A 24529-nucleotide genomic window follows, 5' to 3' on the forward strand; every position below is an offset into this window, starting at 1 on the left:
GGGCAGGGCGCTGTCCATTCTCATCAGGGCAATCAGGGCCTCGCTGCGACCATTCAAATCCTGAGCCTCGACCAGCGCCTGTTTCTCGACCGGCTCGAACGGCAGGCCCATCGACAGGCTGTTGATCAGGGCTTCGGCGGGCGCGGCCTCGGCGGTGTCCCAATCGATATCCAGCCCCCGAACACTGAGGAAGGGGCGTAGGGCCGACAGGAAACGCTCGCGCTCGAAGCCGTCAAACGCCTCGGGCCCGCCAAGATCATCGGCATAGGGTTCAAAATCGGCCCTGACCTGACGGTAGGGCGACTTCGCCTGAATTTCCGAGACAATCCGGAAGCGGGCAATACCGGTCAGGGTGATCAGATAGCGCCCGTCCGAAGTCTCGGCGAAGCTGGTGATCCGGCCCACACAGCCCACCTGCATCAGTCGGGGATTACCCGCAGCAGGCCCCACGGTCTGGACCATGCCGATCAGCCGGTCCGACGCCATGGCGTCGTCGACCATGTTGAGATAGCGCGGCTCAAAGATATTGAGCGGCAGCTGGCCGCGGGGCAGCAGGATGACCCCGGGCAGCGGAAAGACCGGTATTACCTGAGGCAGGTCCGACGATCTTACATAACCCTGAGCCATCCTGACGCTCTCCTATCCGAACAGGATCGAGGACAGGCGACGGCGCCCGTCCTTGGACACGTCGCTCATAGTGCCTGCCGCCTCGAACACCGTCAGCAGTTCCCTGCGGGCGGCCTGTTCATTCCACTCGCGGTCGGCCTCGATGATCTTCAGCAGCTGGTTCACCGCTTCGCCAAAATCGCCCGAGGCGGCATAGGACTGGGCCAGCTCGAAACGGGCCGCGTGATCCGACGGATTGGCCTCGACCTTGGCGGCCAGTTCATTGGCAGGGCCGGTGGCCTTGGAGGCAAGGCTCAACTGGGCGCGGACGGCCTGAACGGCGGCATTCTTGGAATCGGCCGGCGCCATGGCGATGGTTTGCAGGGCCTGTTCGGCATCACCATCGGCCAGATAGACGCGGGCCATACCGGCAATGGCGGTTTCGTTCGCGCGGTCCAACGTCAGAACCTGTGCAAAGGCCTGAGCGGCGCCACCGAGATCCTGAAGCTTCAGCGACTCTTCGCCCAGTTGCAGCAGTTGCTCGACATCGGCATTGGCACCCGCACCACCGGTCAGGCGGTCGATGAAGGCCTTGATCTGGCTTTCCGGCACGGCGCCTTGGAAGCCGTCAACCGGCTGGCCGTTGACGAAGGCATAGACGGTCGGGATCGACTGGACGCGCAGCTGGCCCGCAAAGGCCGGGTTGGCGTCAACGTCAATCTTGACCATCTTCACCTTGCCGCCTGCGGCACGGACGTTCTTTTCCAGCAGCGGGCCCAGCGTGCGGCACGGACCGCACCACGTTGCCCAGAAATCGACGATGACCGGCTGCGACTTGGAGGCCTCGATCACGTCCTGCATGAAGCTGGCATCCGAACCGTCCTTGATCAGATCGGACGGCGGAGGGGCGGACGGGTCGGCAAAAGTCATGGATTTCGGCTCCCAAGCGCGAAACAGAAAAATGAATTACCCATCAGATGGTTCTGATGGCGGTCAGACTCAAGGCCAAGGTATCAGACGATCCGTTCCATACGCTCGAAATCGACGACGAAGGGCGCGCGCCCGAGGCTTTCGAGGAAGGCGCGGAACGCCGCTTGCTCCAGCGCCGTCGTCGCCGTGTTCTCCAGCGGGTGGAAGTTGACGATATCAGCCTGCCACAAGCGCGCATCCAGAATGAATGTGACCTCTTGCTGCGGGTCATTGATCAGACCCAGCGCCGTCACCGAACCGGGCCGCACACCCAGATAGCGCCACAGCAGAGTTTCATTGCCAAAGGACAGGCGATCAGAGCCGATCACCTTATGCGCGCGCTTCAGGTCGATCACCGTGTCCTGGGCCGCCGAGATCAGCCAGAGCCGTCCCTTTTTGTCCTTCAGGAACAGGTTCTTGGTGTGGACGCCCGGCATATGGGCCTTCAGCTCAAGCCCCTCCTCCACGCGAAAAACGGCGGGGTGGTCATGGGTGAGAAAGGCGATCCCCTGCTCCTGCAAATAGGCCGTCAGTGACGATCGGTCGAAGGGCGGACAGTATTCTGGCGAAGGAGATACGGCTGCGTCAGTCATTGCGCTTGTCTGGAACTATCGGGCCACTTAGGGAGAGGGCGTAGGAAAACCGATAGCCTGTGGAGCCGAGACTTGGAACTGGAATGCTATCCGATGAGCGCACGCCCGTGCGATCTGGTGCCGGGGCGACAGTCGCGTAACTGGATGGACGCCTTCGCGTCTCGACACCCCTATCGCTGCCTGCCGCTGACCATGGCCAATACGACGGGCTGGGAAATCCTGTGCCCCTTCGGCTTTACGGCGGAATGGAATGGCGGTCCGGCGCAAACGGATATCACCATCAAGCCCGAGCATCCGGTCCAGAACATGGAGCATTTCGTCACCTCGCACTTCTCGCGCGGTGTGGTGACCATGCACCCCCAATATCTGTTCCGCACGCCGCCGGGCTGGGGCCTGATCGCCAAGGGCTCGCCCAACCACGTCAAGGACGGCATCCAGCCGCTGGAAGGCCTGATCGAGACGGACTGGCTGCCCTTCCCCTTCACCATGAACTGGATCTTCACCCGCCCCGGTCGCGTGAAGTTCGAAAAGGGCGAACCCTTCTGCTTCATCCAGCCGGTCGAGCACCGCCGCGTCGAACAGTTCGAGCCGGTGATCCGTACGCTGGATTCCAATCCGGTCATGAAGGGCCAGTTCGAGGCGTGGAACCGCGCACGTACCGACTTCAACCAGCGTCTGGCCAATTTCGAGCCGGAGGCCGTGAAGGAGGCGTGGCAGCGCTACTACTTCAAGGGCGAGGTGCCAGAAGCTCTGGGTGCCGCGCCGGAAACCCATTCCAACAAGCGCCGCCTGAAGATGCCCCGCGTGGGCTGACCCACAAAAAAGCCCGCCGGTATCTGCCGGCGGGCTTTTTCATAATCGGTGTGCCGATCAGGGCTGGAGGCGATAGCCGCCCGCATCCGTCAGCAGCAGTCGGGCCTGACCGGGTTCGGCCTCGATCTTCTGGCGCAGACGGTAGATGTGGGTTTCCAGCGTGTGGGTAGTGACCCCCGCATTATAGCCCCACACCTCGGTCAGCAGCTCTTCGCGCGAAACCGGCTTGGTGCCCGCGCGATAGAGGTATTTGAGGATGTTGGTTTCCTTTTCCGTCAGGCGAACCTTCTTGCCAGCGGCATCGACCATCATCTTGGAGGCCGGACGGAACTCGTACGGGCCGATCTGGAAGACCGCATCCTCGGACTGTTCGTGGCTCCGCAGATGGGCGCGGATACGGGCCAGAAGGACGGCAAACCGGAAGGGCTTGGTCACATAGTCATTGGCACCGGAATCCAGCCCCAGAATGGCGTCGGAATCCGAGGACTGACCCGTCAGCATAATGACCGGCGTCGAGACGCCCGCCTTGCGGATCAGGCGGCAGGCCTCGCGGCCATCCATATCGGGCAGATCGACATCCAACAGGATAAGGTCGGCGCGGGCTTCACGTGCCTGTTTGATGCCGTCGGTTGCATTTGCAACCTGAACGGGCCGGAACTCTTCGTGCAGGGCTAGCTGCTCGGCGAGGGCTTCGCGCAGATCGTCGTCGTCGTCGATGATCAGGATCGTCTTTGGCGTCGGCATGATCTGACAATGGCGACCCCAACCGCTTTAGCCAAGAGGCAGAGGACCGATTAGGCCATAATCAGGTTGAAATTAGCGGATTTCGTGCCCCGAAAAGGGCCGAGCCCACACGAACATGGGTTGCACCGCACGCAATGGCCTCTCGGTAGTCGCCGCTCATACCCATGGACAGAACAGCCAAGCCGTTGCGATCGCCTATGTTTTTCAGCATCCGGAAGTGCGGTGCGGGGTCCTGGTCCGCTGGCGGGATACACATGACGCCGCTGACCGCCAAGCCATAGACATCGCGCGCCTTGGCGATCAGGGCGTCGGCATCCTCTGGCAGGACGCCCGCCTTTTGGGGCTCCGCTCCCGTATTGACCTGTACCAGCACACTGAGCGTGCGACCGGTCTTGGCCATGGCATCGGCCAGCGCCGCGGCCAGTTTCTCGCGGTCCAGCGTCTCGATGACGTCGAACAGTTTGACCGCATCCAGCGCCTTATTGGTCTGTAGCGGGCCGATCAGGCGCAGTTCCAGCTCTTCGCGCTGATGGGCCCAGTGCTGATAGGCTTCTTGCACACGGTTCTCGCCAAAGACGGTCTGGCCCGCAGCCAGTGCGGCTTCAAGCGCCTCTGCCGACTGGGTCTTGCTGACCGCCGTCAGGGTGACCGATGACGGATCGCGCCCTGCCGCTTCGCAGGCGGCACGGATATGCTGGCGGACTTCGTTGAAATTCCCGACAATGGCGGCGGTGGCAACCGCGGGATCAGTGACACGCATGACTCTCTCCAAGGACGCAGACATCCTGTGGCAAACCGCTCTGGAACTAGCGCGTCGCAGTGCCGAAGTCAGCCCGCGCCTTCGCAAACTGCCGCCTCTGCTGTTCTTTACCGATCCCGAACGCACGCCGACGCCGTGGCGGACCGTCCCACACCTGCCCGCAGGGGCGGCCGTCGTCTATCGCGCCTTTTCCCGTCCGGATGCCCGTGAAATCGGGCTGCGCCTCAGGGCTGAATGTAATCTGGCGGACGTTCGGCTGCTGGTTGGCAAGGACGAAGCTCTTGCCCGCGATATCGCCGCGGACGGGGTGCATCTGCCGGAAACCGACCTGTCCCGCGGTGCCGCCCTCCGCGAAGCGCATCCGTCTTGGATCATCACCGGAGCCTTGCACGCGCCGCTGGGTAAGCGCGCGCTGACAGGACTGGATGCCGTCGTCGTATCGCCGGTGTTTCCGGCTGGCGGCGCCTCCGCCAGCAAACCTGATCTGGGATTATGGAAGGCCAGCCAACTGATCGATAGCCTGCCCTGCCCCGCCTATGCGCTGGGCGGCATCACGGCGGTCAACGCGCGGCAACTGCTGGACATACAGGCGTGCGGCATCGCTGGCGTGGATGCGATCAGGAACGCGTTCGGCGGCTGATTAGAATTTAAAGATGGTTTCCAGACGGACGCGCGGCTGCGAGCGGCGGTCGGTCGTTTCCTGAGCCCGTGCGGGGTCACGTTCCGGCGTTGCCAGATTGGCAGCAGCGCCAACGCGCAGACGCGGGGTCAGGCGGTAGTAGGCACCGGCTTCAACGTCGCCCCACTGGGCCTGACGGCCAACGGGCTGGTTGAGGTTGAGGTCCAGCCCCCAACGGCCGTTTTCATGCAGACGCAGGCCTCGGCGCTGGGCCTGGGGCGTTGCGGTGGTGGCTGCCTGGGAGAGATTCACCTGACCGGTAGCGCGCGACTGGGCATGCGCCGAGGTCGACAGCCCGGCCACAGCCAGAGCGCCTACCACTGCCAGACTTGCCACGCCGATGCGCATCAAACCCTAGGTCCAGTCTTGAGCCAGCTCCGCGAGGAACCGTCTCGGGTGAAAATCAAATCGGTCCACAGGGACGCGACGGTCGGATTAGACACCGCTCCTGCCTGTGGTCAACGTCTAGAATGACAACGTAGGACCGGATCGGTCGTTCCTGAGCGAGTCCTGTTAGACCTGTGTCTATACCGACACAAATTTACAAGCGGTGCAGTAGCCGCGCCACCCCGCCAGAACGTGCTAAATCGCGGGCCAGATACGATTATATCGCACAGCGATCACCCGCGCTTGTCACATCCCCTTTTCACCGTGTTATAGAGCACCCTTCCGGTGCTTTGGACGCTCGGGCGCAAGCGCTCGTTCCGAACGCCTCTTGGTCGAGACCTTTTTGGAGATCTTGGAATGGCATTTGTTCGCAGCGCTGCGATTGCCCTTGTTGCTACCGGCCTTCTCGCAGGTGGCTGCTCCAGCCTGCCGCTCGTCGGCAAGAAGACCGAAAAGGTCGCCACGCTTGAGGACCAACTGGGTATCGGCGTGAACGCCTATCTGTGGCGCGCCACCCTCGACACCCTGTCCTTCATGCCGCTGGCCAGCGCAGACCCGTGGGGCGGCGTGATCAACTATGGTTGGTACACCAATCCGGAAGCTCCGAACGAGCGCTTCAAGGCGACCGTTCTGATCCTTGACCGTCGCCTGCGCGCCGATGCGCTGAACGTGGCCGTCGTCAAGGAAGTGCGCGACGCGACGGGTCAGTGGGTGACCGCCGATGTGGCTTCGCAAACCAGCACCGATCTCGAGAACGCGATCCTGACCAAGGCCCGCCAACTCAACCTCGCCAACGCAGCCCGCTAAGGGCTGCGCTACCTTTCTTTCTACGTTTAACCGCTAGACCTCAGGCCCGCCTCACGCTTCCCGCCTGAGGCGACGCTTAGGATTAGCCGTGGCCCGCTACGAGCCCAAAGTAACCGAACCCCGCCAACAGGCCCGCTGGGCCGAGGCCGACGTATTCTCCGTGTCCAACGAGGACACCGGTCGTCCGAAATACTACGTCCTGGAGATGTTCCCCTATCCGTCGGGCAACATCCACATGGGCCACGCCCGCAACTATGTGATGGGCGACGTCATCGCCCGCTGGAAGCGCGCGCAAGGGTTCGACGTACTTCACCCGATGGGTTGGGATGCCTTTGGTATGCCCGCGGAAAACGCCGCCATGGAGCGCGGCGTGCATCCAGGCGACTGGACCTATTCCAACATCGACAACATGCGCTCGCAGCTGAAGCTGCTGGGCCTGTCGCTGGATTGGTCCCGTGAGTTCGCCACCTGCGATCCGGAATACTATGGCCAGCAACAGGCGTGGTTCCTCGAGCTGATGAAGCGCGGCCTCGTCTATCGCAAGGAAGGCACGGTCAACTGGGATCCGGTCGACAATACCGTTCTGGCCAACGAACAAGTGATCGACGGTCGTGGCTGGCGTTCGGGCGCTCTGGTCGAAAAGCGCAAGCTGACCCAGTGGTTCATCCGCATCACCGACTATGCCGATGACCTGATCGACGGCCTGAAGGAACTGGAAGGCCGCTGGCCTGACAAGGTCCGCCTGATGCAGGAAAACTGGATCGGCCGCTCCAAGGGCCTGCAGATGAAGTGGGCCTTTGCCGGTAACGCTCCGGCGGGCTTCGAGGATGGCGTAGAGATCTACACCACCCGTCCGGACACCTTCTATGGCGCGTCGTTCGTGGGTCTGGCCCCCGATCACCCCATTTCCAAGCAACTGGCCGACGCCGATCCCAAGGTCGCCGATTTCGTCGCCGAATGCCGCAAGGGCGGTGCCTCGCAGGCCGAAATCGAACAGGCCGAGAAGATCGGCTGGGACACCGGCCTGAAGTGCGTGCACCCCTTCACCGGCGAGGAAGTTCCGGTCTGGATCGCCAACTTCATCCTGTCGGAATACGGCACGGGCGCGATCTTCGCCTGCCCTGCCCACGACCAGCGCGACCTTGATTTCGCTCGCAAGTATGGCCTTCCGGTCAAACCGGTCGTGCGTCCGCACGATGCCGATGAGAGCTTCACCGTCGAGGACGAGGCCTATACCGGCCCGGGCGTGCTGTTCAACTCGGACTTCATGAACGGCATGGAGATCGAGGCTGCCAAGGCCGCTGCGATCGCCAAGATCGAGGAAGCCGGCACCGGCAAGGGCGCGACCATCTATCGCCTGCGCGACTGGGGCGTCAGCCGCCAGCGCTACTGGGGCTGCCCGATTCCGGTCATCCACTGCGAGGACTGCGGTGTCGTTCCGGTGCCTGCAGACCAGCTTCCGGTTGAACTGCCCAAGGACGTCACCTTTGACGTGCCGGGCAACCCGCTGGATCGCCACCCGACGTGGAAGCACGTCAACTGCCCGACCTGCGCCAAGCCGGCCCGCCGCGAGACGGACACGCTGGACACCTTCGTGGACTCCAGCTGGTATTTCGCCCGCTTTACCGATCCGAAGGCCTCGACCCCGATCAACAAGGCCGCCGCTTCGCGCTGGCTTCCGGTGGATCAATACATCGGCGGCATCGAACACGCCGTCCTGCACCTGCTCTATGCCCGTTTCATCACCCGCGCCCTGTCGGACGCCGGTCTGATGGATGTGAAGGAGCCGTTCGCAGGTCTGTTCACCCAGGGCATGGTGGTCCACGAGACCTATTTCGACGGCCACGAGCCGAGCGGTAAGCCCAAATGGGTCGAACCGACCGACGTCCAGATCGAACACGTTGACGGCAAGCGCATCGCCCGCCGTCTCTCGACGGGTGCTGAAATCAGCATCGGCGAAGTCGAGAAGATGTCGAAATCGAAGAAGAATGTCGTCGCGCCTGTCGACATCATCGAGACCTATGGCGTCGATGCCGGCCGTCTGTTCGTCCTGTCGGACAGCCCGCCCGAGCGCGATGTGCAATGGTCGACCGGCGGCGTCGAAGGGGCCTCGCGCTTCGTCCAGCGCGTGTGGAACGAGTTTGACGCCTATGATGCCTCGGCTCCGGCCAACGCCGACGTGGACGCCAGCCTGATCCGCGAAACGCACAAGGCCATCAAGGCCGTCAGCGAAGGCATCGAAAGCTTCCGCTTCAACTCGGCCATCGCCAAGCTGTACGCCTTCCTCGGTGTGCTGAAGGACCACGCCAAGGCTGGTGGCGAAGCCCGCAAGCTTGCCCTGTCGGCTCTGGCTCGTCTGGTGGCACCGTTCACCCCGCACCTGGCCGAAGAAGGCTGGACGCGTCTGGGCATGGACGGTCTGGTCCTGGAAGCCGAATGGCCTGTCTATGACGCCAAGCTGGCGGCTGACGACCAGGTGACCATGCCGGTCCAGATCGGTGGCAAGCGTCGCGGCGAAGTTCAAATGCCGCGCGGTGCCGACCAAGCCGATGTCGAGGCCGCAGCCCTCGCCAATCCGACGGTTAAGGCCTACCTTGAGGCCAACAACCTGACGGTCCGCAAGGTGATTGTGGTGCCGGATCGCATTGTGAACCTGGTGGCCAACTGATGAAACGCATCCTTCCCCTGTCCGTCCTTGCGGCTTCGGCAGTCCTGCTGTCGGCCTGCGGGTTCACGCCGATCTATGGACAGACGGGGGAAGGTGCGATCGGTAGCACCCTGTCGCGGGTGGCGGTTTCCACGCCCGATGACCGACTGGGCTATCGCCTGCGTGAGCAGTTGGAGGACGCCTTCGGGCGCAATGCCTCCCTGCCCCCGCAATATCGTCTGGAAACCGAGGTCGAACAGTCGCGCCTGCCACTGGGCCGCCGCATCGACGATACGGCCACGCGCTACCAACTGACGCTCAAGGCCAGCTGGACTCTGGTTCCGCTGGCCGGTGGCGAACCCATCAAGGGCGAGCGCACCACCACCACCACCTATGCCGCCGCCGATCAGCCCTATGCCGCTATCGCCGCCCAGCAGGACGGTGAGGACCGCGCCGCCGCCGATCTGGCCCGCCTGATACGTCTGGATCTGATGCGTGTTCTTGGCCAGCGTTAATCGCCCGGAGATTTCCGCGTGATCCTCGCCAAACGCCCTGAAATTGAACGGTTCTTAAAGGCACCGGACGCCCACATCCGCGCAGCCCTGATCCATGGCAAGGATCGCTCCGGCGTTCAGGAACGCGCCGTGGCCCTGTGCAAGACCGTCACGTCCGATCTGAATGATCCGTTCAACGTCACATCGCTGACGGATGCGGATATCGACGCCGATCCTATCAAACTGGAAGAAGCCCTCACGGCACTCTCCATGCTGGGCGACAGGCGCCTGGTGCGGGTCCGTCTTGGTGATCCCAAGGCCAGTGTCGATAAGGCCGTCGCCGCGGCCCTGACGGCCCACGCAGAGGGCCAGTACAACCCCGACGCCCTGCTGGTGGTCGAAGCGGGCGCGCTTGGCCGCGAATCCGCACTTAGAAAGGCTGCCGAAAAGGCCTCGGGTGCGGCCGCTATCGCCTGTTACGAAGACGAAGTTGGCGACGTGGCGCGCATGACCCGCGAAGCCTTGGCTGCCGACAAGGTCGGTCTGACGTCCGATGCGCTGGACCGCTTTGTCGCCCGCCTGCCGCGCGAGCGCGGCCTGATGCGTCAGGAGATCGAGCGCCTCATCCTCTATATCGGCCCCGGCTCGGGTAAGACCATCGATGTCGAAGAGTTGGACCAGCATCTGGGCGTAGAGCCGGATGCCTCGCTGTCAGACGCCGCACTTCAAGCCTTTGGCGGCCGACCGGGGCCAGCCCAAGCGGGCCTTCGTCGCGCTCTGGCCGAAGGTGAAAGCGCGGTGATGGCGGTCCGTATGGTTTCCATACACCTCGGAAAACTACGCCGGATCAATGTCTTGCAGGCGAACGGCCAAGGCGCGAAAGAGGCTGCCAAGGCCGCGGGCGTGTTCTGGAAACAGGAAGCCGAAATGCTGCGTCAGGCGCGCAGCTGGCGTCTGGAAGCGCTCGATGAAGTGCTCAACAGCGTCAATACAGCCGATGTCGCCGCCAAGACGACCGGTATGCCCGACCATCTGATCGCCGAGCGCCTGTTGCTGGAAATCGGTGCCCGCGCGCGCCGGATGGGCCTTTAACCGCGGTGTGACATCCAGCGGAAAGCGGGCTTGTTCATCGCCGCAGCTTCGCGTTGCAGCTGTTTTTCCAATGACTTGGCATCCAGGCCACCGCCTACGCCCTGACTTTTGGCCTTTGCTGCCTTCTTGGCGGCCAAGGCGCGGCGCATGGTTTCGGCCTGAGTAGGTTTGGGGGATTGTTCGGTCATACCCTGCCCATAGCACAACGGGCCCCGAAAGGCCCGTCACTTGGTTGATTGTGTGAGCCGGATCAGCCACGCATCAGGCGGCGGCAGAGATCATCCAACTGCTCAAGGGTAGAATAGTTCAAGGTAATCATACCCTTACCACCCTTGTCCGCCAGCACGACCTTGAGGCCCAGCGCATCCGACAGGTCCTGTTCCAGCGCTGCAATGTCCGCCGCGCCTTCCTGATTGACCGCTGTCTTGGGCTTGGACGGCTTGGGACCTTCTGCCGACTTACGGGCCAGCATTTCGGTCTGACGGACGTTCAGGCCCTTGGAAATGATCTCTTCGGCCAGTTCCTGCGGATTCGGCGCGGTGATCAGGGCGCGGGCGTGACCGGCGGTCAGACGACCATGCACCACGTGATCGCGCACTTCCGGCGGTAGTTGCAGCAGGCGCAGGGTGTTGGCGACGTGCGAGCGGCTCTTGCCCACCACACCGGCCACGGCATCCTGCGTGCGGCCGAATTTTTCCATCAGCTGGGCGTAGGCGTTAGCCTCTTCCATCGGGTTCAGGTCGGCCCGCTGGACGTTTTCGATGATGCCGACTTCCAGCACCTCAACGTCATCCATTTCACGGACAACAACCGGCACCTGGGTGACACGGGCCGCCTGTGCCGCGCGCCAGCGACGTTCACCGGCGATGATTTGATAGACGCCCGGCTCGCCCGGCTGGCTGCGGACCAGAATGGGCAGCAGCACGCCCTTGTCGCGGATCGAGGCCGTCAGTTCGTCCAGATCTTCCTTTTTGAAGACCTTACGCGGCTGATCGGGGTTGGGCTTCAGGTTCTCGATCGGAACCCGCTGCACGCCAGCAGGAGCTACAGCGCCGCCATCAACGGCCACAGCTTCCTGTGCGTTTTCTCCCAGAAGGGCCGAAAGCCCCCGTCCCAGACCGCGTTGACGTTCAGACAAGATACGGATTCCGCTATTGTTTTTACTTAAGCCGCGAGGACTTCACGGCGTTGACGCTCGCGCGCGACCACTTCGCGCGCCAACTTCAGATAAGCCTGACTGCCGGCGCATTTCAGATCATAGATCAGCGCGGGCTTGCCGTAGGACGGCGCTTCGGACACCCGCACATTGCGCGGGATCACGCTTTCATAGACCTTTTCGCCGAAATGGGCACGCACATCCGCCGCCACCTGACCCGACAGGGCGTTGCGGCGGTCATACATGGTCAGCACCAGCCCCTGGATTTCCAGCGACGGATTGAGGTTCTGCTTCACCATGTCGATGGTGCGCATCAGCTGGGTCAGACCCTCAAGGGCGAAGAATTCGCACTGCAGCGGCACCAGAACCGCGTCGGCGGCGGCCATGGCGTTCAGCGTCAGCAGGTTCAGCGACGGCGGGCAGTCGATCAGCACATAGTCAAAGGCGCGTTCGCCATTGGCTCCTTGCGCTTCCAGAGCGTCGCGCAGGCGGTAGGACCGGCGATCGGCTTGGCTCAGCTCGATCTCAACACCGGACATATCCGGATCGGCCGTGACGATATAGAGGCCCGGTACCGCCGTCTGGACGGCAGTTTCATCAATGGAGTGACCGTCGACGATGACGTCGTAGATCGTGACCTTGCGCGTTTCACGTGGCACGCCCAGACCCGTCGAGGCATTGCCCTGCGGGTCCATGTCCACGATCAAAACCTTCTCGCCGATCGCGGCCAGCGCGGTGCCGAGGTTGATCGCCGTCGTGGTTTTACCCACGCCGCCTTTCTGATTGGAAACCGCAAGGACGCGGGTCGTCTTCGGTTTATCGGACACGACGCAAACTCCCCACTGAAACGATGCGGCCACGCGCATCGCTGCGCGAAACCGAGAGCTCAGAGTCAAAATGCCAGACAGTCGATGCCTGTTTCAACTCAGCTTCGGCCTTCTCGCCCTTCAGGAACAGACCTTTTGCACCACGTTGGAAGTAGGGCTGTGCATAACCGAGTAATTTTTCCATCGGTGCGACGGCGCGGGCGGTCACGATGTCCACCTTCACCTGCTGTTCCTCGGCACGGCCATTGATGACTGTTGCGGGCAGATCCAGAGCATCGACGACGGTCTGCAGGAAGCGGCAGCGTTTACCGAGGCTGTCGATCAGCCAGACATGGCCGCCTTCGACACCCTTCATCATGATGGCCAGCACGACACCGGGAAAGCCCGCCCCTGCCCCCAGATCGGCCCAAGTGCGGGCTTCGGGTGCCAGAGACAGCAGCTGGGCGCTGTCCCATGCGTGGCGGTTCCAGAAATCCGGAATGGTGTCCGGACCGACAAGGTTCATCACCTCATTGGCTTCGGTCAGCATGCCGAGGAAGGTCGTCAGATCGGCGATCTGGGCGTCGGTCGCACCGGCATTGGCGCGGAATTGGGCGATAGCGTCCATGGAACTCTTGTCCGCGTTTTAAGCGACGATGGTGGCGGCATCCGCGGCAACGGCGCGGGATTTTTTCACGTGGGCGAGAAGTGCGGTCAGCGCACCCGGCGTCATGCCCTCGATACGGCCAGCTTGGCCGAGCGTTTGCGGGCGAACCATGGACAGCTTTTCGCGGACTTCGTTCGACAGTGCCCCGATGGCCGAATAGTCGAGGTCCGCCGGCAGGGCCATCCCCTCCTCACGGCGCAGCGCCTCCGCATCCTGAGCCTGACGATCCAGATAGCCCGCATAGATGGCGTCGATTTCGACCTGTTCACGGACGGACTTCGACCAGTCCGCGATCTCGGGCTTCACACTGAGAAAATGATCCAGTGTCACACCGGGGAAGGACAGCAGATCGCGGATCGAACGGCGCTGGCCATCGGCGTTGACGTTGATGCCAAGGGTGGCGGCTTCCTTGGGCGTAAACTCTGTTTCACGTGAAACACGGTTCGCCGAGTATAACCAGTCTGCCTTGTTCAGCCATACTTTTGCACGCTCTGTGCCAACAACACCCGCATCAATACCAAGCTGCGTCAGGCGCACATCGGCATTGTCGGCGCGCAGGGTCAGGCGATATTCAGCGCGGCTCGTAAACATACGATAGGGTTCGGTGACCCCGCGCGTGACGAGGTCATCGATCATCACGCCAATATAGGCCTGATCGCGACCGAAGATGATCGGGTCCTTGCCCGCCACAGAGCGCGCAGCATTCATGCCCGCCATCAGGCCTTGGGCACCCGCCTCCTCATAGCCGGTCGTGCCATTGATTTGGCCCGCCAGATAGAGCCCCGGACGCTTCTTGACCTCGAGCGCAGGAGTCAGTTCGCGCGGATCGACATAGTCATATTCGATGGCATAGCCGAAGCGGAACACTTCGACATTCTCCAGCCCCGGCATGGTGCGCAGGAAGGCCATCTGGGTTGCGTCGGAAACCGAGGTCGAAATCCCGTTCGGATAGACGGTCGGGTCATCCAGACCTTCGGGTTCAAGGAAGACCTGATGGCTGGTCTTGTCGGCAAAGCGGACGACCTTGTCCTCAATGGACGGGCAATAGCGCGGTCCACGCCCGGACAGACGGCCTCCATAAACCGCGCTCTCGCCGAGGTTTTCGGCGATGATGCGGTGGGTTTCCTCGGTCGTGTGCGTCACCCCGCAGGCAATCTGGGGCACGTCAATCTTGTCGGTCAGGAAGGAGAACGGTACCGGATCGGCGTCGGCTTCCTGCTTTTCGAGGCGGTCCCACGCAATGGTGCGGCCATCCAGACGTGCGGGCGTGCCGGTCTTGAGGCGGCCCATCATCAGGTCGGCAGAATGCAGGCTGGCCGCCAGTCCGATGGACGGATCATCGCCATAACGGCCCGCCGGAATACGCAGGTCACCGCGATGGATCACGCCATTGAGGAAGGTGCCCGTCGTGAGGACAACTGCCCCTGCCCTGATGGTCTTGCCGTCGCCCGTCACCACGCCGACGACGCGGTCGCCATCAAGGATCAGGCTTTCCGCCGTCGATCCCATCAGCGTGAGGTTCGGGTAATCGGCCAGCTCGGCCTGCATGGCCAAACGGTACAGCTTGCGGTCGATCTGGCTGCGCGGCCCCTGCACCGCTGCGCCTTTAGAGCGGTTGAGCAGGCGGAACTGGATGCCCGACTTGTCAGCCAGACGCCCCATGACACCATCCAGCGCGTCGATCTCGCGCACCAGATGTCCCTTACCCAAACCGCCGATGGCCGGATTGCAGCTCATCTCGCCAATGGTTTCGAGCTTCTGGCTCAGCAGTAGGGTGTTGGCACCCACGCGCGCGGCAGCGGCCGCGGCTTCGCAGCCTGCGTGGCCGCCGCCAATCACGACGACATCAAAACTGTAATCCGGGGTAGAGGTCATGCGTGGTCACATAGTGCATCGGGGCGGAAATCTCCACCTCGACACCTCACTTAAAGTTTCACGTGAAACGGCTATTTGCCGATGCAGAAGGACGAGAAAACCTCGCCCAGAATGTCTTCGACGCCGATGGCTCCGGTCACACGGGACAGGGCATCACTGGAACGCCGAAGGTCATCGCCCGCCATTTCAGGTGCTACATCAAGTGCTCGGCGGGCCATGCGGGTCGCATCCAATGCCTCGACCAATCGCCGACGGTGGCGCTCACGAGTCACGGCGGGGAAGTCGGCCCCCGACAGATCACGCGCCAGTCGCGCCGACAGCCAGCGATGCAGTTCATCAATCCCCTGCCCCGAGACGGTACTGATCGACAGGGCTTCGATCGACGGCACGGGTTCGATCGCACCGATGTCGGCCTTGTTCAACAGCTGAAGATCGGACGGCTGGATATAATCTTTTGCCGGATCGTCTCCCTCGGTCGTCGGAGAACGCACCCAGATCCGAAGGTCCGCATTTTCAGCCCGTGCCCGCGCACGACGGATGCCCTCGGCTTCCACCGGATCATCGCTGTCGCGCAGACCCGCCGTGTCCGACAGGGTCACGGCATAGCCACCGATCATGATATCTGCATCCAGAACATCGCGCGTGGTGCCCGCTATGGGCGTGACAATCGCCGCCTCGCGCGCGGTCAGAATGTTAAACAGCGACGACTTGCCCGCATTCGTTTCGCCCAGCAGGACGATGCGATAGCCCTCGCGCACGCGGCGACCACGGTCGGAATCCGCCAATGCGGCCTCCAGGTCCGAGATCAGCTTGTCCAACACCGGACCTGCCGTACGGGCCAGATTGTCGGGCACTTCCTCGTCGGGGAAGTCGATTTCGGCTTCCACCAAGCTCATGGCCTTCAGCAGGTCGGTGCGGAAACCGGCATAGGTTTGTGACAGGGCACCGTCGAGTTGGCCCAGAGCCTGCGCCTTCTGGGCATCGGTTTCGGCGTCGATAAGGTCGGCGACAGCCTCAGCCTGCGCCAAGTCCATCCGGCCATTCTGGAAAGCGCGGCGGGTGAACTCGCCCGGCTCCGCCGGTCGCACGCCCAGATCGATCAGAGCCTGACTGGCCGCTTCGATCACCGCCCTGCCCCCGTGAAGGTGGAGTTCGGCGGTGTCCTCGCCCGTATAGGAGTTGGGGCCAACGAAATAGAGCACCAAAGCCTGATCGATCAGCCGCCCGTCATGACGCAGGTTCCGCACACTGGCCAAGCGTGGCTTTACCGTGCCCGCGCCTATTGCCCTAAGTATGTCTGCGGTGTCCGGACCGGAGATACGGATAATGGCAACGGCCCCGCGACCGGGAGGGGTCGCCAGGGCGAAAATGGTGTCAATCATGATCGGGAGATCAGCCCTTGGTGGTGCCGCCAGAGACGGCTGCTTCCATCAGGCGGCGGAACTGGTCCTGCGCCTGAACCCCGAAATTAGCCCATGATTTCATAAGCTCTTCGGGCTGCATGGCCGTGATGTTCTCGGCCATGCGCTTTTGCATTTCTGCGACCAATTGGTCGTTCAGAGGCGCGACATCGGGAAGACCGAGGAAAGCGCGTGCCTCCTGCGGGGTGCACTCGACTTCTACGTTGATCTTCATCCGATGCGCTCCTCATGTTTCACGTGAAACACCGGTATGGCAAGTATGGCCAAGCTTGGTGTTTAGGTATTCATCGACTGGAAGAAATCGGAGTTGTTCTTCGACTGGCGTAGCTTGTCGAGCAGGAACTCGATCGCATCCTGCGGACCCATCGGGTTGAGGATGCGGCGCAGGACATAGGTCTTGGCCAGCTGGTCCTTCGGCGTGATGAGGTCTTCCTTACGGGTACCCGACTTGAGCACGTCGATGGCCGGGAAGATGCGCTTGTCAGCAACCTTGCGGTCAAGAACGATTTCCGAGTTACCGGTGCCCTTGAACTCTTCGAAGATCACCTCGTCCATACGCGAGCCGGTGTCGATCAGGGCGGTGGCGATGATGGTCAGCGAACCACCCTGCTCCACGTTACGAGCGGCACCGAAGAAGCGCTTCGGACGCTGCAGGGCGTTTGCATCCACACCACCGGTCAGGACCTTGCCCGACGACGGCACGGTGGCGTTGTAAGCACGGCCCAGACGGGTGATCGAGTCCAGCAGGATCACGACGTCCTTCTTGTGCTCGACCAGACGCTTGGCCTTTTCGATGACCATTTCGGCCACGGCGACGTGACGCGATGCCGGCTCGTCGAAGGTCGAGGCCACAACCTCGCCCTTCACGGTGCGCTGCATGTCGGTCACTTCTTCGGGGCGTTCGTCGATCAGCAGGACGATCAGGAAGACTTCCGGATGGTTCTTCTCGATCGACTTGGCGATGTTCTGCAGCATGACCGTCTTACCGACGCGCGGCGGTGCCACGATCAGGCAACGCTGGCCCTTGCCCAGCGGCGCGACGATGTCGATCACGCGGCCCGAGCGGTCTTTCAGCGTCGGGTCCTGGATTTCCATGTGCAGACGCTCTTCTGGGTACAGAGGCGTCAGGTTGTCGAACAGGACCTTGGTCTTGACCGTTTCAGGGTCTTCGAAATTGATCGTGTCGACCTTGAGCAGAGCGAAGTAACGCTCGCCCTCGCGCGGGCCGCGAACGGCACCGTGGACCGTATCACCCGAGCGCAGGCCGAAGCGGCGGATCTGCGACGGCGAGACATAGATGTCATCCGGACCCGGCAGGTAGTTGGCGTCGGGGCTACGCAGGAAGCCGAAGCCGTCCGGCAGGATTTCCAGAACGCCCGAGGCGATGATCTCGACTTCTTCGTCGGCGAGGGTCTTCAGGATGGCGAACAGCAGGTCCTGCTTACGCAGGTTGCCGGCGTTCTCGATGTCCAGACCTTCGGCAAAGGCGACCAGTTCTTCCGGCGTCTTTTCGTTCAGTTCCTGCAGGGTGATGCGGCCGTTCGGGCCTTGCGGCTCGCCGTCCTCGTCATCTTCCTCGGCCGTGGTGTCGACGCCCGTATAGTCGTTCTGCACGACTTCCTCGGTTTCGGTCGGGGCCTCGGCCTCTGCGGGCGCGGCCTTCACACCACCGAGGGTCAGGGTGCGACGCGGGCGCACTTCCTGATTTTCAGTAGCGTTTTCAACGACTTCGTTTTCAGGCGTATCGGTCATAATGCAGGCTCATATGCTCAGCCGCACACCTCTTCAGGCGCACGGTTGGCTCATCTCGCAAATTGTGTCGGCCGGAGCCGTAAAGGGAATGACAGCCGGTTCCCGATCGTCAAACGATCAGGGGCTATCGAATAGAGAGGCACCGCACTGTCGGACGACCCTGCGGTTCACCTCAGCGAAACCACGGATCGCCCCTGCGGGTCAAGGCGCCTTGGGGTTTTAGGCACCCCACTCCATCGTCACGGCCAGGACCATGACAATCGCGATCAGGAACGGGATTTCGTTCGTCATGCGCCAGAACTTGCCCGAACGGGTCGAGGTGCCGTTGGCGATCTTCTTGCGGCTGGCCGCTAGAAAACCGTGCCAGCCCAGAAGCGCGAACACGCCCAGCAGCTTCACCACCATCCACGGCTGATGCGCGAACGAGAAGTCGGCCCCCTGCCCCGAGCGGAACCAGAACAGGCTGATGCCGAAGACCAGCGACAGGATCATGGCCGGATTGATGATGATCCGCAGCAGACGCGCCTGCCAGGTGCGCAGCAGGGCCTGCATTTCCGAACGCAGCGGCTCGGGCTTGGCCTCCTGCTCGGCGTCATAGGCGTACAGGCGCGGCAGGTAGAGCATACCGCTCATCCAGGCGATCACAGCGATGATGTGCAGGCCACGAGCCACGTCATAGGCGTTCATTCAGGCATCCCCAAAAGCGGTTCAGGCGACCTCGGTCGCTGTTGTCGGTCGGACCGGATTGGCAAAACGGTCGTCGCACGCGCAACTGCCATTACCACAACGCGAGGTCTGTCCGCCCAATATTGTCAGGGTTTCCTGCGCGAGGGCCGCAATGAAATCGGCATCGGCCCCCACAGCAGGCGCGCGCAGATAGGGCGTACAGCCCACTTCATGCGCCAGTTCGCCGTATTCGATATCCAGCTCGACCAGCGTCTCGATATGTTCGGACACAAAGGCAATCGGCACCACCAATGCGCCTACGCCATCGGCTGCGGCCTGTTTGATGGCATCCGGTGTTGCCGGTCCCAGCCATTCCAGAGGCCCGACCTTGGACTGATAGCAGATCGCCCAGTCGGTCAGGCCCAGCTTGGCCACCACCGCGTCGACCGTCGCCTCGACCTGCGCCTGATAGGGATCGCCCTTCTCGACCAGTTTCGACGGGATACCGTGGGCGGAAAACAGCACGCGCACGGGCTTGCCCTCAGCCTTGGTCAGGGTCTCGCGGATCATGCGGGCCTGTGCGGCGATAAAGCCGTCTGCCTGCGGATAGCAGCACACCACGCGCTGGGTGCCCGAACCCTTGTAGGTCTTGCGCCACAGCTTCAGCGAAGAGGCCGTCGTCGTGGTCGAGTACTGCGGATAGAGGGGCAGGAAGACCACCTCGTCCGGCCGGAACGCCTCGACCGCCCGCGCCGTCTCGTCCGTAAACGGGTGCCAGTAGCGCATGGCGATGAAGACCCGCGTCTCGTCATCAGGCAGGGTCGCGTTCAGACGGGCTTCCAGCGCCTCGGCCTGTTTGCGCGTTTCGGGCAAAAGCGGCGAGCCCCCGCCCATCAGCGCATAGTTTTCCTGCGCCGGCTTTTCGCGGCGGCTGGAGATCAGCTTGGCCAGAGGCGTGCGGAAGATCCCCGGCAGGCCGATGATGGCCGGATCGTTGAACAGGTTAAACAGGAAGGGTTTGACGCTGTCAGGACCATCCGGCCCGCCCAGATTGGCCAGCACCACCGCGATGCGGCGGCCGGACCCCGATTTCAGTGGTGTGACCGACATGGGCTTATTGCGCTCCGATACGCTTCAGAACCTGCTCGACATGCGAAATCGGCACATCGGGCGTGATACCGTGACCGAGGTTGAACACCCACGGTCCCTGCCCCCAGGCTTCCATCAGTTGATCGACGCGGCGGTCCAGTTGCTCGCCCCCGACGCGCAGCAGCATGGGGTCCAGCGCGCCCTGGATCGGCTTGATCTGCTGCACGCGCTTGCCAACTTCCAGCGGACAGGCGGTATCCAGCGCCACGGCATCTACGTCGCAATCACGGGCATAACGTTCGGCAATCGCCGCCGAGCCGCGCGGGAAGCCCATGATCGGCACCGTCACCCCCAGTTCACGCGCACGCGCCACCAGTTTCTGATGCGGGCGAAGAACGAGGCTTTCGAAGAGATTGTCCGGCAAACCCTCGGCCCAACTCTCGAAAATCTTGAGCACCATGGCGCCCGCATCCTGCTGCATCTTCAGATAATGCGCGGTGCTTTCGATTAGGGCGTCCAGTACGGCATCGACCTTTTGCGGATCGGCATAGGCATAGGCGCGGGCGGCGGCGCGCTCGCCCTTGCCGATGGTGCGGGCCTCACCGTCCAGCATATAGGTCGCAACGGTCCAGGGAGCCCCTGCAAAGCCGATCAAGGTCTTTGACGGGTCCAACTGCGCGCGGACCAAGGAAAGGCTCTCACCGACCGCCTTAAGGGCCTCTCCGGCGAAGGGAGCCTTCTCGGTCATCTCCTCGACCGACGGCAGTGCCCCCAGACGCGGCCCCTCGCCTGCCTCGAACCAGACCTTCTGGCCCAGCGCACCCGGGATCAGCAGGATGTCCGCAAAGATGATGGCCGCATCGAAACCGTAACGGCGCATCGGCTGAAGCGTCGCTTCGGCGGCCATTTCCGGATTCAGGCAGAAGGAAATGAAATCCGGCGCCTTGGCCCGCAGCTCGCGGTACTCCGGCAGGTGACGGCCTGCCTGACGCATGAACCATACGGGAGGACGGGTGGTCGTCTGGCCCTGAAGAGCCTGGATCATAAGAGGGGTGCTCATGACCAAAGGCTTTAACGTTCCCCAAGCCCCAAGCTCAATCTCAAATCGAAATTATAAAAATTAGAATTGGAAGTTGGAATTTGGGCAGGGGACGACGTGGACAGTTTTTCGTTGTCCCGCCGGTGGAAGATGTTTTCCTATCGATGGCCGGAATGAATCCATGAGGGTGAAAGCCCACGTGTGGATAACGAGGAAAACCCGTGAAACACCCGAGTCAATTGGGCTCTCCTCTGGGCGCCGTTGTGGGTGAGTCGCTGGGCGCCAAAATTGGACATCAATTTCTGTGCACAGCATGGGATAGATAACTGGCGCCCAATTTGACGGGCGGGGCGCCGTTCATGACTTTGGCGCCCGATCTTCATGGGCGCCCTCCATGGCGCCGCAGAACGCCCAATTCGGCGCCCAGAAATCGGCGAATGGCGCCCCGGGTTTTCCACACGCTCAGGGCGCCGTTTTGGTGGGTATGGGCGCCACGACGCAAACGGGGCTAGAACAGCGTCACCCGTCATTGGCTGCTCAAGGATGCCTGATGAGCCCTGCCCGTCCGCCCGGTACGTCGCGCATCGCGACCTATTTCCACGTCCATCTTGTCTCGGATTCCACGGGCGAGACGCTGAATGCGATGGCCAAGGCTGTGGTGGCCCGCTTCGACGGGGTGATCCCGATCGAGCACATCTATGCTCTGGTACGTTCTGAACGGCACATGGAAGAGGTGCTGGCGGAAATCGCCGACGCGCCGGGTCTTGTTCTGCATACGGTGGTTGACCGCGAGCTGCGCGAACAGCTGGAACGCGGCTGTAAGGCTTTGAATATACCGCAGATTGGTGCGCTTGATCCGCTGATCATGGCCCTGTCCCATTATCTGGGCGCCGATGTCTCGAGCCGTGTGGGGGCCCAGCACGCTCTGGATACGGGCTATTTCAACCGCATGAGCGCGCTGGATTACGCCATCGCCCACGATGACGGTCAGGGATCGCTGGCCGAGCTGGAAGAGGCCGATGTCGTCCTGTGCGGGGTCAGCCGCACATCCAAGACGCCCACCTGTATCTATCTGGCCCATCGCGGCATCCGCGCGGCCAATGTGCCGCTGGTGCCCGGTTCCGAAGACGGATCGCGTCTGGAAGGGCTGCGGAATCCGCTGGTGATCGGCCTGACGGTGTCGCCTGACCGTCTGGTTCAAATCCGTCGCAACCGTCTGGACAGCCTGAACCAGATCCAGGAGACGGACTATGTCGACCACGACGCTGTCCGCGCCGAAATCATCAAGGCCCGTCGTGATTTCGAACGCCGTGGCTGGCCTGTCATCGACGTCACCCGACGCTCGGTCGAGGAAACGGCGGCAGCCATCGTCAATCTGGTCAATGCGCGGCGCAATCGCCGCATGGGAGTGCCTTCATGAGTTCGGTCCGCTTTATTCTGGCGTCCAAGAGTGCGGCGCGCCGCGAGGTGCTGACCAATGCGGGCGTGGCTTTTGATGTTCAGGTGGCCGGTGTCGATGAAGACGCCCTGAAGGTTCCGGGTGTCGATCCGCGCCAACTGGCCATCGATCTGGCCAAGGCCAAGGCGTTGGCTGTTTCGGCGCAGCATCCCGATGCGGTGGTGCTGGGCGCGGACCAGACGCTGGCCTTTGATGGCGGTCTGATCTCCAAGGCCCCTGATCTGGAACAGGCCAAGGCGCGTCTGTCGTCCATGCGAGGCCGTCCGCACCAGCTTCATTCCGGTGTCGCTCTGGCCCGCGGCGGGGAAATCCTCTGGGCCGATGCCGATACGGCGGACATGCGCGTGCGTGATTTCTCCGACGCCTTTCTGGACGCCTATATCGCGCACGAAGGCGAGGAACTGCTGCACTGCGTCGGCTCCTATCGTCTCGAGGGCATGGGATCGCAGCTGTTTGACAAGGTGGACGGCGACTATTTCACCGTGCTGGGCATGCCGCTGTGGCTGGTGCTGGACAAGCTGCGCGCCTTTGGAGTGCTGCCCGTATGAGCCGGATCAGCGGACGCGCCATTCTGGCCGGTGTGGTTGGCCAGCCGATCGATCACAGCCTCAGCCCCGCCATCCATAACGGATGGCTGGATGCGGCGGGCGTGGACGGCACCTATGCGGCCTTTGGCCCCAAGGATGCGGACGGTTTCAACGCCCTTCTGAACGCGGGCCGTGCCGGACTGATCGCGGGCGTGAATGTCACCGCCCCGTTTAAGGAACAGGCCTTTGCCGCCTGTGATCGGGTGTCTGAGGCGGCGCGTCTGGTCAAATCGGCCAATATCCTTGTGTTCAAGGATGGCCAAATCCACGGCGACAGCTCCGATGGCCGCGGGGTCATCAATGCCCTGTCGGAACAGGCTCCGACGCTTCAAATCGAAGGGGCCAAGGTTGTGCTGTTGGGCGCCGGCGGTGCCAGCCGCGCCGCTGCGGGCGCCTTGGTCACGGCGGGGGCAAGGGTATCGGTACTCAACCGCACGAAAGAGCGGGCACAGGCTCTGGCCGATGATCTGGGCGGTCTGGTGACGGTCGCCGACAGCGAGGCCGAGACCTATGACGCCGATCTGGTGATCAATGCGCTGAGCGTGCCGCCGACTTATGATGTGCGCCGCCTTAAGCCCACGGCGGTGGTCATGGACATGACCTATAAGCCGCTGATCACTCCCTTCCTCCAGTCGGGTCGAAATCACGGACTGATGGTGGTGGATGGGCTGGCGATGCTGATCGGTCAGGCTGTTCCGTCATTCGAGGCCTTCTTTGCCCAGACACCCCCGTCGATCGACATCCGGTCCACCATCCTGACCCTGCTGGGAGAGGCCCGATGATTATTCTGGGCCTGACAGGCGGGATCGGCATGGGCAAATCGACCACCGCCGACGTCTTTCGTGAAGAAGGGGCCGTGGTTTGGGATGCCGACGCAGCTGTTCACCGTCTGTACGCCAAGGGCGGAGAGGCCGTCGCCGACATCGCCAAGGCTTTCGGGGAGGACGTCATCGTTGACGGGGCGGTGGATCGCCCGCGTTTGGCGGCGGTTCTGGGCAACGACGCGGCGCAGTTTGATCGGTTGAACGCGATTGTTCACCCCTTGGTCTTGAAAGACCGGATGTGGGCCCTAGGGACGGCCAAGGAAAAGGGTGTTCGCTTGTTCATCGTCGATATTCCCCTTCTGTTCGAGACGGGGGCCGACGCCTATGTCGATGCCACGGTGGTCGCTTCGGCGCCGGCAGACCTTCAGCGCGAGCGGGTTCTGGCCCGACCGGGCATGACGCCGGAGCGCTTTGAGGCCATTGTCGCGCGCCAGATGCCCGATGCCGAAAAGCGCGCGCGGGCCGACTTTATCGTCGAGACCGGAGAGGGTCTTGAGCCTGCCCGCCAAAGGGTCAGACAGATTGTCGCCACTGTCCTTGATCCGTCGTGGAAGAGCGCCCGCACGGGCCTTTTCTCGGATCAATAAAGGGGGCAAT

Annotated in this window: 27 protein-coding genes; 10 read left to right on the plus strand and 17 right to left on the minus strand. The window is 62.6% G+C overall.

Annotation, left to right across the window (positions count from 1 at the left end):
• The 3 genes from Q0Y42_RS08445 to Q0Y42_RS08455 form a co-directional block, all read right to left on the minus strand.
• On the minus strand, positions 1 to 627 hold a 627-nt coding region (locus Q0Y42_RS08445; RefSeq protein WP_297802355.1), incomplete at its 3' end, for an LON peptidase substrate-binding domain-containing protein.
• Positions 628 to 639: 12 nt separating this feature from the next.
• Positions 640 to 1536, minus strand: coding sequence for a thioredoxin (gene trxA, locus Q0Y42_RS08450; RefSeq protein ID WP_297802358.1), 897 nt, complete (start codon positions 1534 to 1536; stop codon positions 640 to 642).
• An 83-nt stretch (positions 1537 to 1619) separates the two neighbouring features.
• A complete protein-coding gene (locus Q0Y42_RS08455; RefSeq protein ID WP_297802361.1) occupies positions 1620 to 2168 on the minus strand; it encodes a prolyl-tRNA synthetase associated domain-containing protein in 549 nt (182 codons plus the stop codon).
• Between the two features lie 72 nt (positions 2169 to 2240).
• Here Q0Y42_RS08455 and Q0Y42_RS08460 point away from each other — a divergent pair, with 72 nt between their 5' ends.
• Positions 2241 to 2981, plus strand: a complete 741-nt coding sequence (locus Q0Y42_RS08460; protein WP_297802364.1) for a DUF6065 family protein — start codon at positions 2241 to 2243, stop codon at positions 2979 to 2981.
• Between the two features lie 57 nt (positions 2982 to 3038).
• Here the strand turns inward: Q0Y42_RS08460 and Q0Y42_RS08465 are convergent, their stop codons facing one another.
• Positions 3039 to 3725, minus strand: coding sequence for a response regulator transcription factor (locus Q0Y42_RS08465; RefSeq protein ID WP_297802367.1), 687 nt, complete (start codon positions 3723 to 3725; stop codon positions 3039 to 3041).
• A gap of 61 nt (positions 3726 to 3786) precedes the next feature.
• Positions 3787 to 4485 (minus strand): YggS family pyridoxal phosphate-dependent enzyme, encoded by a 699-nt coding sequence (locus Q0Y42_RS08470; RefSeq protein WP_297802370.1) that lies wholly within the window; start codon positions 4483 to 4485, stop codon positions 3787 to 3789.
• On the opposite strand from Q0Y42_RS08470, the gene Q0Y42_RS08475 reads away from it, so the two are divergent.
• The gene (locus Q0Y42_RS08475) at positions 4484 to 5125 is read left to right on the plus strand and encodes a thiamine phosphate synthase (RefSeq protein ID WP_297802372.1); all 642 of its coding nucleotides are present in this window, start codon (positions 4484 to 4486) and stop codon (positions 5123 to 5125) included. The genes Q0Y42_RS08470 and Q0Y42_RS08475 overlap by 2 nt on opposite strands.
• Here the strand turns inward: Q0Y42_RS08475 and Q0Y42_RS08480 are convergent, their stop codons facing one another.
• Entirely contained in the window at positions 5126 to 5512 is a 387-nt protein-coding gene (locus tag Q0Y42_RS08480; protein WP_297802444.1) for an NtrZ family periplasmic regulatory protein, read from the minus strand.
• Between the two features lie 396 nt (positions 5513 to 5908).
• Here Q0Y42_RS08480 and Q0Y42_RS08485 point away from each other — a divergent pair, with 396 nt between their 5' ends.
• From Q0Y42_RS08485 to holA, 4 genes are all read left to right on the plus strand, one after another.
• Positions 5909 to 6358 (plus strand): DUF3576 domain-containing protein, encoded by a 450-nt coding sequence (locus Q0Y42_RS08485; protein WP_297802374.1) that lies wholly within the window; start codon positions 5909 to 5911, stop codon positions 6356 to 6358.
• 88 nt (positions 6359 to 6446) lie between these two features.
• Entirely contained in the window at positions 6447 to 9026 is a 2580-nt protein-coding gene (gene leuS / locus Q0Y42_RS08490) for a leucine--tRNA ligase (protein WP_297802378.1), read from the plus strand.
• Positions 9026 to 9520, plus strand: coding sequence for an LPS assembly lipoprotein LptE (gene lptE, locus Q0Y42_RS08495; protein WP_297802381.1), 495 nt, complete (start codon positions 9026 to 9028; stop codon positions 9518 to 9520). The genes leuS and lptE overlap by 1 nt, the downstream gene beginning before the upstream one ends.
• 18 nt (positions 9521 to 9538) lie before the next feature.
• Positions 9539 to 10591: a DNA polymerase III subunit delta gene (holA, locus tag Q0Y42_RS08500; protein WP_297802384.1), complete on the plus strand. Its 1053-nt coding sequence runs from the start codon at positions 9539 to 9541 to the stop codon at positions 10589 to 10591.
• Here holA and Q0Y42_RS08505 read toward each other — a convergent pair.
• The 11 genes from Q0Y42_RS08505 to hemE form a co-directional block, all read right to left on the minus strand.
• Positions 10588 to 10779: a hypothetical protein gene (locus Q0Y42_RS08505; RefSeq protein ID WP_292052781.1), complete on the minus strand. Its 192-nt coding sequence runs from the start codon at positions 10777 to 10779 to the stop codon at positions 10588 to 10590. The genes holA and Q0Y42_RS08505 overlap by 4 nt on opposite strands.
• Positions 10780 to 10841: 62 nt before the next feature.
• Positions 10842 to 11729, minus strand: a complete 888-nt coding sequence (locus tag Q0Y42_RS08510; RefSeq protein ID WP_297802388.1) for a ParB/RepB/Spo0J family partition protein — start codon at positions 11727 to 11729, stop codon at positions 10842 to 10844.
• A gap of 26 nt (positions 11730 to 11755) precedes the next feature.
• Entirely contained in the window at positions 11756 to 12613 is an 858-nt protein-coding gene (locus Q0Y42_RS08515; RefSeq protein ID WP_292052783.1) for a ParA family protein, read from the minus strand.
• Positions 12564 to 13181: a 16S rRNA (guanine(527)-N(7))-methyltransferase RsmG gene (rsmG, locus tag Q0Y42_RS08520; protein ID WP_297802391.1), complete on the minus strand. Its 618-nt coding sequence runs from the start codon at positions 13179 to 13181 to the stop codon at positions 12564 to 12566. Before rsmG ends, Q0Y42_RS08515 begins: the two co-directional genes overlap by 50 nt.
• An 18-nt stretch (positions 13182 to 13199) precedes the next feature.
• Positions 13200 to 15095: a tRNA uridine-5-carboxymethylaminomethyl(34) synthesis enzyme MnmG gene (gene mnmG, locus Q0Y42_RS08525; RefSeq protein ID WP_297802394.1), complete on the minus strand. Its 1896-nt coding sequence runs from the start codon at positions 15093 to 15095 to the stop codon at positions 13200 to 13202.
• Between the two features lie 71 nt (positions 15096 to 15166).
• Entirely contained in the window at positions 15167 to 16477 is a 1311-nt protein-coding gene (mnmE, locus tag Q0Y42_RS08530) for a tRNA uridine-5-carboxymethylaminomethyl(34) synthesis GTPase MnmE (protein ID WP_297802397.1), read from the minus strand.
• A 10-nt stretch (positions 16478 to 16487) separates the two neighbouring features.
• Positions 16488 to 16730, minus strand: coding sequence for a DUF6489 family protein (locus Q0Y42_RS08535; RefSeq protein ID WP_292052789.1), 243 nt, complete (start codon positions 16728 to 16730; stop codon positions 16488 to 16490).
• A 62-nt stretch (positions 16731 to 16792) separates the two neighbouring features.
• Complete coding sequence (gene rho, locus Q0Y42_RS08540; protein WP_366108229.1) at positions 16793 to 18268, minus strand: transcription termination factor Rho; 1476 nt, start codon at positions 18266 to 18268, stop codon at positions 16793 to 16795.
• Between the two features lie 219 nt (positions 18269 to 18487).
• Positions 18488 to 18955 (minus strand): CopD family protein, encoded by a 468-nt coding sequence (locus tag Q0Y42_RS08545; RefSeq protein WP_297802400.1) that lies wholly within the window; start codon positions 18953 to 18955, stop codon positions 18488 to 18490.
• A 21-nt stretch (positions 18956 to 18976) separates the two neighbouring features.
• Positions 18977 to 20044 (minus strand): ferrochelatase, encoded by a 1068-nt coding sequence (gene hemH, locus Q0Y42_RS08550; RefSeq protein WP_366108231.1) that lies wholly within the window; start codon positions 20042 to 20044, stop codon positions 18977 to 18979.
• Positions 20045 to 20048: 4 nt separating this feature from the next.
• Positions 20049 to 21083 carry a uroporphyrinogen decarboxylase gene (hemE, locus tag Q0Y42_RS08555; RefSeq protein WP_297802403.1) on the minus strand — a complete coding sequence of 345 codons (1035 nt, stop codon included), beginning with the start codon at positions 21081 to 21083 and terminating at the stop codon, positions 20049 to 20051.
• A 529-nt stretch (positions 21084 to 21612) separates the two neighbouring features.
• On the opposite strand from hemE, the gene Q0Y42_RS08560 reads away from it, so the two are divergent.
• From Q0Y42_RS08560 to coaE, 4 genes are read left to right on the plus strand one after another with little or no spacing between them, the layout of a single operon-like run.
• Complete coding sequence (locus Q0Y42_RS08560; protein WP_297802406.1) at positions 21613 to 22482, plus strand: pyruvate, water dikinase regulatory protein; 870 nt, start codon at positions 21613 to 21615, stop codon at positions 22480 to 22482.
• Positions 22479 to 23069: a nucleoside triphosphate pyrophosphatase gene (locus Q0Y42_RS08565; RefSeq protein ID WP_297802408.1), complete on the plus strand. Its 591-nt coding sequence runs from the start codon at positions 22479 to 22481 to the stop codon at positions 23067 to 23069. The genes Q0Y42_RS08560 and Q0Y42_RS08565 overlap by 4 nt, the downstream gene beginning before the upstream one ends.
• Entirely contained in the window at positions 23066 to 23890 is an 825-nt protein-coding gene (gene aroE, locus Q0Y42_RS08570) for a shikimate dehydrogenase (RefSeq protein ID WP_297802411.1), read from the plus strand. Before Q0Y42_RS08565 ends, aroE begins: the two co-directional genes overlap by 4 nt.
• A complete protein-coding gene (coaE, locus tag Q0Y42_RS08575) occupies positions 23887 to 24519 on the plus strand; it encodes a dephospho-CoA kinase (RefSeq protein ID WP_297802414.1) in 633 nt (210 codons plus the stop codon). The genes aroE and coaE overlap by 4 nt, the downstream gene beginning before the upstream one ends.
• The last annotated feature ends 10 nt before the right edge of the window (positions 24520 to 24529 follow it).

The sequence above is a fragment of the uncultured Brevundimonas sp. genome, from assembly GCF_947305955.1.
In the GTDB taxonomy this organism is placed as follows: Bacteria; Pseudomonadota; Alphaproteobacteria; order Caulobacterales; family Caulobacteraceae; genus Brevundimonas.